This is a genomic window from Burkholderia sp. HI2714 (genome assembly GCF_002223085.1).
Lineage (GTDB): Bacteria > Pseudomonadota > Gammaproteobacteria > Burkholderiales > Burkholderiaceae > Burkholderia > Burkholderia lata_D.
Genome location: NZ_NKFM01000056.1, coordinates 99,272 through 112,635, shown reverse-complemented (window position 1 = coordinate 112,635; position 13,364 = coordinate 99,272). Strand labels below are relative to the sequence as shown.

Below are 13,364 nucleotides of genomic sequence, written 5' to 3'. Positions count from 1 at the left end.
GGTCGCACGCCTGCACTCAGAACGCGAGCGCCTGCTGCACCGGATGGTGGGCGCCGCGCTCAAACCCCGCGCCTTCGAGCGACAGCAGCGCGCGCTTGCGATCGATGCCGCCCGCATAGCCGGTCAGGCTGCCCGACGCGCCGACGACGCGATGGCACGGCACCATGATCGACACCGGGTTCCGGCCGACTGCACCGCCCACGGCGCGCGCGCCGCTCATCGGCAGCCCGACGCGCTCGGTGATGTCGCCGTACGTCACGAGTTCGCCGAACGGAATCGCGAGCAGTTCCTTCCATACCCGTCGCTGAAACGCGGTGCCGCGGAGGTGAATCGGCACCGAGAATGTCTCGCGCATGCCGGTGAAGTACTCGGCGACTTCTTCCGCGACCTGGCGCGCAAGCGGCGACATCGCGAGCGCGTCCGCTTCGGTCACGATCGCAACCGGCGGGAAGTATTTCTGGCCGACGAAGTAGAGGCCGGTCAGCGCATCGTCCTCGATGCGTACGGCGATGTCGCCCAGCGGGCTCGGAATCAGGTGAGCGGGTGTCATCGCAACACATCTCCATGAAGGCGCCACACGTGCAGTGCGGCATACGCGCGCCACGGCGCCCAGCGCGCCGCATGCGGCGCGGATGATGGCACACGGGCGCGTTCGGTGCGCGCGGGCAGCCACGCATCGTCGGCCGGGAACGCATTCGGCCAGGCCATCGCGCGCATCGCGACGTACTGCACCGCGTGCTCATCGAAGCCGGGTAGCGCGCGCAATGCGTCAAGCGTCGTGTCGAGCGGCGCCATCGGTTCGAGTGAGAGCGTGCCGTGGTCGACTGCGCGGGCGAGCGATACGATCGCCTGTGCGGGTTCGCGCGCGATGCCGATCGTTTCGAGGGTGGAAGGCGGCAGGGCCGCTAGCGTCGCGGCGGAGGGCAGCGCGTGCGTGAGGCCAGGCGGCGTGCCTTCGATCGATGTGCCGAAACGTTCGGCGATGCGTGCCAGCACCGGCGTGCCCGCATGCGTCGCCGCAAGCCGTTCGCCCGCGATCGCACGGATCGCGATCTCGATGCCGTCGAACGCGCCGGGGACTCGCAGGCCCGGCGAGCCGCTCGCGAGTTCGCCGAGATGCGCGTCGATCACGTCGGGGCGGCTGTCGAGATCGAACAGCCGCCGCACACGTGCGAGCACGGCCGGTACGACCGGCGTCAACGCGGGCGATACGGTGACGGCCAGCGCGAAGCGCTGCGGCACGTGCGCGACGGACAACCAGCCGGCCACGCGCCCGTTGTCGACGTTGGTGCTCCCGTTCCCGTTCGGCAGTTCGACGACACGCGCATAACCCTGCGCATCGATCCGCTCGACACCGTCGATCTGCCGCTGCGCGAGAAAGCGCATCAGGTCGTCCCAGGCGAACGGCGGGCGATACGGCAGCGGAAACGTCATGTCGCCATCGGCCGACGCGCGGGCTCCTTTGCGCAGCCGGAGTGGATTGAGGCCGTAACGCTGCAGGAACAGGTCGTTGAAGCGCCGCACGCTGCCGAACCCGGCCGTGGACGCAACGACGGCCACCGGCAGCGCGGTATCGGTCAGCAGCCGCTTGGCCATCAGCAGCCGGTGCGTTTGCGCGAACTCGACCGGCGACACGCCGAACTGCGCGCCGAAGATCCGGCGCAGGTGGCGTTCGGTCACGCCGACGCGCTGCGCGAGCGCATCGACGGAATGGGCGTTCAGGAAACCGTCCTCGATCAGCGTGGCGGCCGCGTCGGCGAGCGTGCCGGACAGGTCGAGCAGCCCGTGGCCGGGCGCGAGCTCGGGGCGGCAGCGCATGCAGGGTCGAAAGCCGGCTTTCTCGGCGGCCGCGGCGCTCGGGTAGTAGCTGCAGTTCTGCGCCTTCGGCGGCTTCACCGGGCAGACGGGGCGGCAATACACGCCCGTCGTCGCGACGCCGACGAAGAACCAGCCGTCGAAGCGGCGGTTCCGCGAAAGCAGGGCGTCGTAGCAGGTGTCGGGATCGAGGCGCATGAGACGACTGTAAACCATCCCGCCCGCCGATTCTGGCTGGAATCGGACATGTGTCTCGGCGGCCGTCCTCGCGCGCGGCGGTCAGGAAAATCCCGGAAAAACGGTTAATGCCATGTAGTGAAACAGTCGTCTCTTTTGCCGCGACTAATTTGAGATGACTCATCGAAATCCCCGACTGACAGGGCGCCGGCGCACGACCTATCCTTTGAAAAACGTTTTCCAGATTGATCGACGGAATCGGTCGTGCGCGACAGGCGCGCCGCCGTCCGCCCCGGCGCCGGTCGCCGGTCAACGAACATCGTGCGGAGCGACGGGCGCGGCCGCGTATCGGAGACAATCATGCAATCTGCCGTCGTCGGCGCCGTGCGCGCAGCCGCCAGCCGCTACCGCTGGACCGTCTGTGCGCTGCTGTTTTTCGCGACCGTCATCAACTACATGGATCGGCAGATCCTCGGCCTGCTCGCGCCGATGCTCCAGCACGACATCGGCTGGAGCCAGGTGCAGTACGGCCGCATCGTGATGGCGTTTTCCGCGTTCTATGCGCTGGGCCTGCTCGGCTTCGGGCGCATCGTCGACCGGCTCGGCACGCGCATTTCGTACGCGCTGGCGATGCTGGTGTGGAGCATCGCCGCGATGCTGCACGCGGCGGTCGGCTCGGTGATGGGCTTCGCGTTCGTGCGCGCGCTGCTCGGGATCGGCGAGGGCGGCAACTTCCCGGCCGCGATCAAGACGACGGCCGAATGGTTTCCGCGCCGCGAACGCGCGCTCGCCACCGGCATCTTCAACTCGGGCGCGAACATCGGCGCGGTGTTCGCACCGGCGATCATCCCGGCGATCGCGGTGGCCTACGGCTGGCGCGCGGCGTTCGTGATCGTCGGCGCGATCGGCATCGTGTGGCTCGCGGTGTGGCTGGTGATGTATCGCACGGCCGACACGCGCGCGCTCGCCGCGGAGTACGACGAGCCGCGCGACGAAGCGGAAGCGCTCGACGCGGCGAACGCGAATGCCGGCGCGCCGCGCTGGGGCGAACTGATCCGCAAGCGCGAGACGTGGGCGTTCCTGATCGGCAAGTTCCTGACCGACCCGGTGTGGTGGTTCTACCTGTTCTGGCTGCCGAAGTGGCTCAACGAATCGCGCGGGATGGACATGCAGCACATCGGCCTGCCGCTCGTCTGCATCTATGCGCTGACGACGGTCGGCAGCATCGGCGGCGGCTGGCTGTCGTCGATGCTGCTGCGCGCGGGCTGGAGCGTGAACGGCGCGCGCAAGACGGCGATGCTGATCTGCGCATGCTGCGTGCTGCCGATCGCGTTCGTGTCGCAGGTGCAGAGCCTGTGGGCCGCGGTGCTGATCGTCGGGCTCGCCGCCGCCGCGCACCAGGGCTGGTCGGCGAACCTGTTCACGACGGCGTCCGACCTGTTCCCGCGCCGCGCGGTGGCATCGGTGGTCGGCATCGGCGGGATGGCCGGTTCGATCGGCGGCGTGCTGTTCTCGGAAGTGATCGGCCAGGTGCTGCAGCGCACGGGCCACTACTGGGTGCTGTTCGCGATCGGTGCGTCGGCCTACCTGATCGCGTTGGGCGTGATGCACATGCTCACGCCGAAGATGAAACCTGCGCAGCTCGACGCGTAATCGTGTAATCGCGTGTCCGCAAACGAACGCGCCGCCCAAGGGCGGCGCGTTTTCTATTGAAGGCGCGAAAACAGGGAACTCAGCCGACCGCGGCCGTCGACGCGCGCATGATCAGCCGCGGCTCGAACGTCGAATAGCTCGCATCGGTGCGGCCCGCGAGCGCGTCGATCAGCTTCTGCATCGCGAGCTCGCCCATGTTCTCGCTCTGGATGTCGACGGTGGTCAGCGCGGGCGCCGCGTATTCGCCGTACGGCACGTTGTCGATACCGGCGACCGACACATCCTGCGGCAACCGGAAGCCGAGCGACGTGGCCTCCTTCATGAAGCCGAGCGCGATCAGGTCGTTGTAGCAGATCACGGCCTGCGGGCGCTGCGGCCCGAGCATCACGCGCGAACACGCACGCTCGCCGGCTTCGGCGGTCGGCGCATGCGCATCGTGCACGTCGAGCGTGAGCCCGGCTTCCGCGAGACAGTCGCGCGCGCCCTGGATCCGCTCGTCGTTCACGCGTGCCGTGCCGAAGCCGAGATACGCGATGCGCGTGTGGCCGAGATTGAGCAGGTGGCGCGCGAGCATGTAGGTCGACAGCCGGTTGTCGATGCCGACGCTCGGAATCGGCAGGCCGGGGCTGCGACGCAGCAGCACGAGCGGCTTGTTGAGATCGAGCATCCAGCCGGCTTCCTCATCGGGCATCCGCGTGCTGACGATCAGCCCGTCGACGCGCTGCGCGAGCGCCTCGATCAGCGAGCGTTCGCGCGCCTGGCTCTCTTCGGTATCGACGAGCAGCAGCGTGTAGTCGTGCTGCAGCGCGACGCGGTTCGCGCCTTTCACTACGTTCGTGAAGTGCGGGTTGCTGATGTCGAGGATCACGAGGCCGATCGTGCGCGTGCGGCCGGTGATCATCGAGCGCGCGAGCGGATTCGAACGGTAGCCGAGCCGGTCGATCGCCTCCTTGAGCCGTGCCTCGACGGTCGGCGAGAAGCGCTGCGTGCCGTTCACGTACTTCGATACCGTCGCGACCGACACGCCGGCTTCCGCCGCCACGTCGCGGATCGTCGGGGAAACTTTTTTCATTCGAAGGGTAACGTTTTCGTTCCGTAAGGCCGGATTGTGGCAGAAAAAGGGCGCGCGCGGCCACGCGCCGATATCGGGAAAGTGCGGATGGCTGCGACCGGGTTCGGCCATTGACGTTCGGCGGTGCGCCCGCGTATAGTTGGAAAACGTTTTCCGATTCAGTCAGATTTCAGATCAGATTCAAGGAGAGTCAATGAACGCCTCATCCACCGGCGCGCGCAAACCGTTCGGGCGCCTGCTGCTGACGGGCGCGGCCGGCAACCTCGGCCGCCAGTTGCGCGGCGCGCTCGCCGACTGGGCCGACGTCGTGCGCGTCAGCGACATCGCGACGCTCGGCGACGCGGCCGCGCATGAAGAAACCCGCGTCGTCGACCTGGCCGACCGGGCCGCGGTGATGCAGCTGGTCGACGGCGTGGACGCGATCGTCCACCTCGGCGGCATTTCGGTCGATGCGCCGTTCGACGATCTCGTCGGCGCGAACATCACCGGCACGTACAACCTGTACGAAGCCGCGCGCAAGCACGGCGTGAAGCGCGTCGTGTTCGCGAGCTCGAACCATGCGATCGGCTTCCATCCGGTCACGGAAGTGCTCGACGCCGATTCGCCGCTGCGCCCCGACAGCCTGTACGGCGTGACGAAGTGCTTCGGCGAATCGCTGTCGCGCTACTACTTCGACCGCTTCGGGATCGAGACCGTGTGCCTGCGGATCGGCTCATCGTTCGAAGTGCCGAAGAATCCGCGCATGCTCGTGACGTTCCTCAGCTATCGCGACTTCATCGAGCTGGTGCGCTGCTCGCTGCTGACGAACCGCGTCGGGCACGCGATCGTGTACGGCGCGTCGGACAACCCGGTGAAGTGGTGGGACAACACGAAGGCAGGCTTCCTCGGCTTCCGCCCGCGTGACAGCTCCGAGCAATTCGCCGGGCTGTTTCCGGTGACGGCGCCGACCGCCGACTACGACGATCCCGCGCAGCGGTTCCAGGGCGGCGGGTTCGTCGTCGGCGAGCCGATGGAGCGCAACGCGTCGTAAGCGTCGCCGGCGCCGTGCCTCAGCGCAGGATGTCGGTCGCCTTGTGCCGCTCGTCGACGCCGTCGATCAGGATCAGCGGGCCGCTCGCGTGCCGCGCGCGCAGCGGCTGGATCTGCCGATACGCATCCGATTCGTACCACGCGCGCGCCGTGTCCAGATCGGGAAACGCGATCGCGATCAGGTCGCCGCGCCACACGCCTTCACGTACGTCCGGCCGCGCGCCGTGAATCACGAAATGACCGTCGTACGGCGCGAGCGTGCCGTCGATGCGTTCGAGGTATTCGACGATGTCGTCGCACATCTCGACGTCGTGCAGGTGGGCGATGGCGTAGGCGGTCATGGCTGGCTCCTCGATGTGATGCGGTTCGTGCGTCGATGGAGCCATCATCGCGGCGCGGGCGGCGCGCGTCGATTACCTGCGACGTAAGCAAATCTGCGCGGCCGAGAAAGGGGGCAGGCGCGTTCCGGCAGACACACTGCGCGTGCGGCACGGCAGTGTCCGCGCATACCGCTTGTCCGCACGCATCGCCAGTCGCGGCGCGGCGGCGTGGCGTCGCCGTCAATGCGTCTTGCTGCAAGCCGGATCGCTGCCTCGCCGCTCGGCCGAATCACACCAGTAACCCGGCCGCCACGCTTCGAACGTGACCGCTTTCGCCGCATTGGCGCGCGTGACGCGCACCGGGTCGGCTTTCAGCGCATCGCCGTTCGGGTCGTCGTTGAAGCGCCAGTTCCGGAACACCTCGCGATGGAACACCCACGTGCGATGCGCGTTGTCGTAGCGAAACGTGACACGGTCGCGCCAGTGGTCATGGCCCGCGAATACGCCCTGTTCGACCGTGAAGGTGCGCGGTTCGATCGTGAGCGCGTTCTCGGCGACGCCGTCGAGATACGGGTCGCCCATTCCGCCTTCGTCGGCTTTCATGATCACGGTGTCGTTGCGCGCCGCGAGCCGGTAGTGCCCGTCCTTCCCCGGCAGGAAGATCATCAGCGGGCGCAGCGACGCCTTGCGCGTCGAGTCGTCGGGCCGATGCGCGACGACGACGTAGCCGACATGGGGGCTGTCGGTCAGTCGCCCTGACGCGGCATCCATCGCTTCGTAGCCGGCGGGCAACTGCGCGACGATGTCTGCCGGAAGCTCGGGGGCGTCGGGGCACGCGAACGACGCAGGCGTATCGGCGCACGTCCTGGCGCAAGCGCTGCCGATGCCGAACGTCAGCAGTGCGGCGACGAAGAGTCCTTTAATGCCGGGGATCGTCATGCGAATCGGGTCTTGAAGTCGCGCCGCGGAAGCCGGCGCGCGCGCGTCGACTCGACTCGCCGCCGCGCGGGTTGAGGTTTTTTCAGATGCCGCAGTGTAACCAGTCATGCGCGCTTGCGTGTCGGCCGCGGGGCCGGCAGCGGTGCCGGTGCCGACGCCGGCGCTTCGTCGGCCTGCGCGCTCAGCCGGTCGAGCATCCGTTGCGCGGTTTCCGCGCAATCCTCGCCCTCGGGCTTCTTCTCGATCTCGTCGATCAGCACCTCCAGATGTTGCCGGTTCTGCGCGAGACGCTGTTCGAGCAGCACGATTTCGTCGACCTTGTGCCGCAGCGCGACCAGCAGCTCGTCGCGCGGCCACGCGCCGAGATCGGGCGGACACACCGCGCGGATCTCGTCGAGCGTAAAGCCCGCGCGTTGCGCGCGGTCGATGATCGCGAGCCGCATCAACGCTTCCGACCCGTATTCCCGATAGCCGTTGGCCTGCCGACGGGCCGGTTCGAGCAGCCCGCTCGCTTCGTAGAAGCGGATGCGGGACGCCGCGAGGCCGCTCGCCTTCGCCAGTTCGCCGATTTTCATGCAGTGCTCCAAAGGGCTTGACCTTGAAGTTGACTTTAAAGTTATCGTTGGGCATCGTCAATCGAGGGTGCCCTCCATGAACCTGTTTACACCGCTGACACTGCCCAACGGGGCGGTGATTCCGAACCGTCTGGCCAAGGCCGCGATGGAAGAGAACATGGCCGATGCGAACCACGCACCGTCCGATGCGTTGCTGCGCCTGTACCAGGCGTGGGCCGATGGCCAGGTCGGCCTGATCCTGACCGGCAACGTGATGGTGGACGGTCGCGCGATGACGGGGCCGAACGGCGTCGTGCTCGAGAGCGATGCGCATCTCGACCGCTTCCGCCGCTGGGCGCAGGTGGCGCGCTCGGGTGGCGCGCACGTGTGGATGCAGATCAATCACCCGGGGCGCCAGATGCAGGCGGCGCTTGGCCAGACGACGCTCGCGCCGTCGGCCGTGCCGCTCGCGCTCGGTGCGCTGTCGAAGCAGTTCCCGGTGCCGAAGGAGATGACGCCGGCCGATATCGCCGACGTGCAGCGGCGCTTCGTGCGTGCCGCGCAACTCGCGGAGCAGAGCGGCTTCACCGGCGTGGAGATCCACGCGGCGCACGGCTACCTGCTGAGCCAGTTCCTGTCGCCGCTGACGAACCGCCGGCAGGACCAGTGGGGCGGCAGCATCGAGAATCGCGCACGCCTGCTGCTCGACATCGTGCGGGACGTGCGCGCGACGGTGTCGCCGGAATTCGCGGTCGCGGTCAAGCTGAACTCGGCCGATTTCCAGCGCGGCGGCTTCAGCGCGGACGATGCGAAGCGCGTGGTCGAACTGCTGAATCCCCTCGGCGTCGATCTCGTCGAACTGTCGGGCGGCAGTTATGAAGTGCCGGCGATGCAGGGCGAGGCGCGCGACGGGCGCACGCTGGCCCGCGAAGCGTATTTCCTCGAATTCGCGCAAGACATCACGGCCGTCGCGCGGATGCCGCTGATGGTCACGGGCGGCATCCGGCGTCGCGTGGTTGCCGAGCAGGTGGTCGACAGCGGCGTGGCGATGGTCGGCATCGCGACCGCGCTGTCGATCGAGCCGAACCTGCCGCGCGACTGGCGGGCCGGCAAGGACAGCGCGCCGGTGCTGGAACCGATCCGCTGGAAGAACAAGGCGCTGGGCGCGCTGGCCAACATGGCCGTCGTCAAGTTCCAGCTCACGCGGCTCAGCGAAGGCCGGCGCACGCACCCGCAGGTGTCGCCGCTGCGCGCGCTGGTCGGGCAGCAAATGGCCGCGCAGTGCCAGACACGGCGCTACCGGAAGTGGATGGCGGGGCGCGCGGCGGGCACGCGTGCGTGACGTGCGGTCATGCGGCCCGGCGAGTTGTGCGTCGGGCCGCTGTTCGCCGATCCAGGGCGTTCATGCGGTTGCGTGAGTGGCCGTGCATTCGCGGCGAGGTCGCGATGCATGCCCCCGCCGCAGTGCATGCGCACTGGCGGCGGGGGCCGCGCACCGCACCGCGCAGCATCAGAACCGGTAGTTCGCCACCACTTCGAGCCGCCGGTCGTTGCCGAGCAGGTACTGCGTCTCGTTGTAGTACGCGGACTGCACGAAGCGCCGGTTGAACACGTTGTACGCACGCGCGGTGATCGTCGTGTCCTTGCGCGGCTTCCACGCGAGGCCGAGGTCGACGGTCGTGTACGACGGCATCACGAGCTGGTTCGCGGTGTCGGCGAAACGCTTGCCGACGTACTTGACGCCCGCGATGCCCGTCCAGTCCGGCGCGAAGCGCCAGCTCACCCACAGGTTCGCGAGCCGCTGCGGCACCGACACCGGCACGTTGCCCGCGCGCGATACCGTCGTGCCGCCGGACGTCTGCTGGAAGTCGTCGTATTTCGCGCGCAGGATCGACACGTTCGCGTCGACGCGCCAGTCCTTCGCGATCTCCGCGCCGACCGTGGCCTCGAGCCCGCGCGACGACTGCCGGCCGATCTGGATCGACTGGTTCGGGTTCAGCGGATCGGCCGTCAGGAGATTGCTCTTGACGATCCGGTACGCGGCCAGCGTCCATTCCGCCTTGCCGCCGAGGAACGCCTGCTTCACGCCGATCTCGATCTGCCGGCCGGTCGCGAGCGTGAAGTTCGCCTTCGACGCGTTCAGCGACAGCAGCGAGCTGATCGGATCGGCCGCGACCGAATACTGGCCGTACACGGCGAGGCCGGGCTGCACGTCGTACACGGTGCCGATGCGCCAGCCCGTGTTCGCGAACACCTTCGTGAACGCGCCGCCGTTCACGAGATCGTCGCGGTTCACGCTCGCGTGGTCGTAGCGCAGCCCGCCGATCACCGACCAGCGCGGCGTGATCTCCAGCCGGTTCTCGGCGAACAGCGCGTACTGGTTCGCCTGGCTACGGTACTTCGGATAGGTGCCGGCCGTGTTGATGAAGCTGCCCGGATCGAAGTTGAACGGATCGACCGTCGACGTGCCCGAATACGGCGAATTGTTGTCGTGCTGGAACGTCGTGTGATTGAACTCGAAGCCCGTCGAGAACGTGTTGCGCATGCCGAGCAGCGCGGTGGTGACGGTGGCCGCCGTCACGTTGCCGTACTGCGCCTGGTCGTGGAAGATTTCCGTGAAGCTGCTGCGCCGCACTTGCGCGGTGGACGGCAGGTACGTGTAGTACTCCGCATCCTTCCAGTGACGGTTGCTCTTCATCCGGTAGAGCGTGCTCGTCACGTTCAGGCTGTCGCTCGGCTGCCAGTTCGCCGATACCGTCGCCCAGCTGTCGCGGAACGCGATGTCGCTGTCGCCGACGTTGTAGTTCTTCTTGTCGAGCGCGCGATCGCGCGCGCCGTTCACGAGCGGCACGCCGAAATACTGCATCGGATGCTGGAAGCCCTGCGCGTACGACGCGGTCACGTACAGGTCGGACGTCACGTCGTAGCGCAGCGCGCCGGAGATCGACAGGTTGCGCGAATTGCCGCGGTCGACCCAGTTCGACGAACGGTTGCCGCTGATGTCGAAGCGGTACGACAGCTTGTCGTTGATCGCGCCGCCGCTGCCGAACGCGACCCGCGCCGTGCCCTCGGTGCCGCCGCCGACCTGCAGCTCGTTCCGGATCGCGCCGCGCGTCGGCTTTTTCGGCACGATGTTGACGACACCGCCGATCGCGCCTTCGCCGTAGATCACCGACGCCGGGCCGCGCAGCACGTCGATATGGTCGACCGACCACGTGTCGAACGGAAACGTGATGCCGATCGCGCCGTACGGGCGCACGCCGTCATAGAGCTGCGTGACCGACGACGCGCCGACGAAGCCGCGCGCGCCGAGCTCCGAGCCGCCGTTGCCCGGATGCGGCGACGCGCTGATGCCGGCGGCGCGGCTCACCGCGTCGACGATCGCGCTGTCGCCGCGCGTGTCGAGCGTCTTGCGATCGATCTGCTCGACGCTCGCGGGCGTTTCGAGCGAAGTCAGGCCGAGACGGCTGCCGGTGTCGAGCGGCTGCGTGAGCGGTGTCATTTTCTGGGCGTTGACGCGAATCGGTGCGAGCGTCGCGCCGGTGCTCGCGGCATCGCTTTCCTGTGCTTGCCCGGCGGGCGAGAAGACCGCGAGGACGGCGGCAGGCAGCATCAATCTGAACTTCATGTTTCGGTATCCTTTGAATCTGTTCAATGCGGTGTTTCTTGTCAGGCCGGGCATCAGAACGCGTACCGCATGCCGGCGAACACGCTGCGGCCTTCGCCCGGATAGAAGATCGCGGCGTTCGCGGTGCGCGCATCGGCGACTGTGCTGATGTCGCTCACATAGCGCTTGTTGGTCAGGTTGCGCGCGTCGACGAACAGCGAGAGGCCATTGCGGAAGTCGTAGCCGGCCTGCAGCCCGAGCAGCGTGTAGCTCGGCACGCGCAACGTGTTCGCATCGTCGGCCCACGCGCCCGACGGCACCCAGTCGAGCGTCGCCGCGATGTGGAAGCCGCTCGGCCGCGCGTAACCCAGCGTCGCGCGCAGCACGTTCAGCGGCACGCCCGCGATCCGGTTGTTGCCGTACTGCGGGTCGTTCTTGAAGCGGAAGTCGTTCAGGTTCCAGATGCCCGACAGCGTGACCTTGTCGCCCGTGCCACGCCCGGTGACGTTGCGCAGCAACTCGACCGACGCGCCGGCCTCGATCCCTTGCAGCACCGTCTTGTTCGCATTGAACGTCGACGCCGGGACATCCGGGTTCGTCGTGTACTGCAGCAGCTGGTCGCGCACGAGCGAGCGATAGGCGGTCACGTCCCAGCTCACGCGCTCGCGCGAGCCGCGCGTGCCGAACTCGATCGTCCACGCGTGCTGCGCCGCGAGCGGCGTGAAGCGCGTCGTGTTCGAGAAGGTCTGCGTGAGGTCGGTGAAGTCGGGCACGTCCTGGCTGCGCGTGATGTCGACGTAGGCCTGGGTGTGCGCATCCGGCTGCCACAGCAGCCCGAGCTTCGGATTGACCCCGCTGTAGCTCGCGTTCGTCGACTTGTAGTTCGGGTCGCGCGGCAGCCCGCCGTTGTCGATGTATTCGCGCACCGAGTGCAGCACCTTCACGCCCGTCATCAGCGCGACCGTCGGCACGAAGAACAGCCGGTTCTCCACGTACGCCTCGTAGTTGAACGCCGTCTGCGTCGAGTCGAGCGTCTGCGCGCCCTTGTTGCCGTTGACGTTCACGTACTGGTTCGCCTGCGTGCGGCCGCCGAAGAAGCGCGCACCGACGATCAGGTCGTTGCGCATCCCGCCGAGCGTCAGGTGGCCCGTGTAGCGCGGCGCGAAGCCGTAGGTCCAGCCGTCCTGGTCGAGCGCCTGGAAGATCGGGTGATAGAGGCTTTTGTGGATCGCCCACGTGTCGAACTGCAGTTCGCCCGAATCGAGCTTCACCGTCGTGCGGTTCGCGATCCGCTCGGTGCGGGTGTTGCGCGCCTGGTCGCCCGATATCGCGTTCGGCGCGGCCCGGGTCGGATTGTTCAGCGCGTCGGACAGCGACAGCGTGCCGGGCAGCAACTGGTCGACGACGTACACGCCGACATAGAAGCGCGTCTCGACCGTCGGGCTGAACCGGTAGCCGACGTTCGCGTTGAACTGCTCGTATTGCCCCTTCGAATGATCGCGGTAGCCGTCCGCGTGATTGACGCTGAAGTTCGCGAGGAAGTCGAGCGGGCCGAGCACGCGCGAGATCTGCGCGCTGGTGCGCACCGTGCCGTAGCTGCCGCCTTCCACGCGCACGATGTTCGGCGCGTCGGCGGTATGGGCGGTCGGCGTGATGAAGTCGATCGCGCCGCCGAGTGTCGACGCCCCGTACGCGAGGCCGTTGCCGCCCTTGTAGACCTGCACCGCCTGCAGCGCGAGCGGATCGATCTGGTAGTAGTCGCCGCTGCCGTCCGCGAGGTTGGTCGGGATGCCGTCCTGCAGGATCTCGAGGCCGCGCGTGTGGTACGAGCGGGCGATCCCCGAGCCGCGAATCGACAGCCGCAGCTCCTGGCCGTAGCGGTTCTCGACGAACACGCCGGGCACGTCCTTCAGCACGTCGCGCAGCGTGAACGCGTAGGTGTTCCGGTAGCTGTCGGCATCGACGAAGCCCACCGAGCCGACCGTCTGCTCGAGCGTGCGCTTCAGCTTGCCGGTCGATGTCGATGTCAGCGAGTCCATCTCGCGGGTTGCGTTGACGTTGATCGCGGGCAGCGGCGACGCGGCCGGTGCATTGGTGGGCGCGTCGGCGCCTTGCGCGCATGCGGCCGGCGCGGAGAGCACGGAGATCGCGCCGGACAGCGCGACGGCAATACGGGTCAGGGTAAACATGTCGTTGTA

The 13,364-nt window shown here is 67.7% G+C and carries 11 protein-coding genes; 3 read left to right on the top strand and 8 right to left on the bottom strand.

Annotation, left to right across the window (positions count from 1 at the left end; all coding sequences use genetic code 11):
• Positions 1 to 16 precede the first annotated feature (16 nt).
• Together CFB82_RS31120 and CFB82_RS31115 are read right to left on the bottom strand one after the other, a co-directional pair.
• On the bottom strand, positions 17 to 550 hold the full coding sequence (locus tag CFB82_RS31120) for a methylated-DNA--[protein]-cysteine S-methyltransferase (RefSeq protein ID WP_089486566.1): 534 nt from the start codon (positions 548 to 550) through the stop codon (positions 17 to 19).
• The gene (locus CFB82_RS31115) at positions 547 to 2,031 is read right to left on the bottom strand and encodes a bifunctional transcriptional activator/DNA repair enzyme AdaA (protein WP_089486565.1); all 1,485 of its coding nucleotides are present in this window, start codon (positions 2,029 to 2,031) and stop codon (positions 547 to 549) included. Before CFB82_RS31115 ends, CFB82_RS31120 begins: the two co-directional genes overlap by 4 nt.
• A gap of 321 nt (positions 2,032 to 2,352) precedes the next feature.
• Between CFB82_RS31115 and CFB82_RS31110 the strand changes: the two genes are divergently transcribed.
• The gene (locus tag CFB82_RS31110) at positions 2,353 to 3,645 is read left to right on the top strand and encodes an MFS transporter (RefSeq protein WP_089486564.1); all 1,293 of its coding nucleotides are present in this window, start codon (positions 2,353 to 2,355) and stop codon (positions 3,643 to 3,645) included.
• A gap of 79 nt (positions 3,646 to 3,724) precedes the next feature.
• Here CFB82_RS31110 and CFB82_RS31105 read toward each other — a convergent pair whose 3' ends face one another.
• Entirely contained in the window at positions 3,725 to 4,828 is a 1,104-nt protein-coding gene (locus CFB82_RS31105) for a LacI family DNA-binding transcriptional regulator (RefSeq protein WP_069250720.1), read from the bottom strand.
• Positions 4,829 to 4,910: 82 nt separating this feature from the next.
• On the opposite strand from CFB82_RS31105, the gene CFB82_RS31100 reads away from it, so the two are divergent.
• Positions 4,911 to 5,747, top strand: a complete 837-nt coding sequence (locus CFB82_RS31100) for an NAD-dependent epimerase/dehydratase family protein (protein WP_069250721.1) — start codon at positions 4,911 to 4,913, stop codon at positions 5,745 to 5,747.
• 19 nt (positions 5,748 to 5,766) lie between these two features.
• On the opposite strand, the gene CFB82_RS31095 is transcribed toward CFB82_RS31100, so the two are convergent.
• The 3 genes from CFB82_RS31095 to CFB82_RS31085 form a co-directional block, all read right to left on the bottom strand.
• Positions 5,767 to 6,087: a DUF1330 domain-containing protein gene (locus CFB82_RS31095; protein ID WP_089486563.1), complete on the bottom strand. Its 321-nt coding sequence runs from the start codon at positions 6,085 to 6,087 to the stop codon at positions 5,767 to 5,769.
• 219 nt (positions 6,088 to 6,306) lie between these two features.
• Positions 6,307 to 7,005: a hypothetical protein gene (locus tag CFB82_RS31090; RefSeq protein WP_089486562.1), complete on the bottom strand. Its 699-nt coding sequence runs from the start codon at positions 7,003 to 7,005 to the stop codon at positions 6,307 to 6,309.
• Between the two features lie 104 nt (positions 7,006 to 7,109).
• Positions 7,110 to 7,580, bottom strand: coding sequence for a MerR family transcriptional regulator (locus tag CFB82_RS31085; RefSeq protein WP_089486561.1), 471 nt, complete (start codon positions 7,578 to 7,580; stop codon positions 7,110 to 7,112).
• Between the two features lie 76 nt (positions 7,581 to 7,656).
• On the opposite strand from CFB82_RS31085, the gene CFB82_RS31080 reads away from it, so the two are divergent.
• On the top strand, positions 7,657 to 8,901 hold the full coding sequence (locus CFB82_RS31080; protein WP_089486560.1) for an NADH:flavin oxidoreductase/NADH oxidase family protein: 1,245 nt from the start codon (positions 7,657 to 7,659) through the stop codon (positions 8,899 to 8,901).
• A 168-nt stretch (positions 8,902 to 9,069) separates the two neighbouring features.
• Here CFB82_RS31080 and CFB82_RS31075 read toward each other — a convergent pair whose 3' ends face one another.
• Together CFB82_RS31075 and CFB82_RS31070 are read right to left on the bottom strand one after the other, a co-directional pair.
• On the bottom strand, positions 9,070 to 11,187 hold the full coding sequence (locus CFB82_RS31075) for a TonB-dependent receptor (RefSeq protein ID WP_089486559.1): 2,118 nt from the start codon (positions 11,185 to 11,187) through the stop codon (positions 9,070 to 9,072).
• 53 nt (positions 11,188 to 11,240) lie between these two features.
• A complete protein-coding gene (locus CFB82_RS31070; RefSeq protein ID WP_089486558.1) occupies positions 11,241 to 13,355 on the bottom strand; it encodes a TonB-dependent receptor family protein in 2,115 nt (704 codons plus the stop codon).
• Positions 13,356 to 13,364 lie beyond the last annotated feature (9 nt).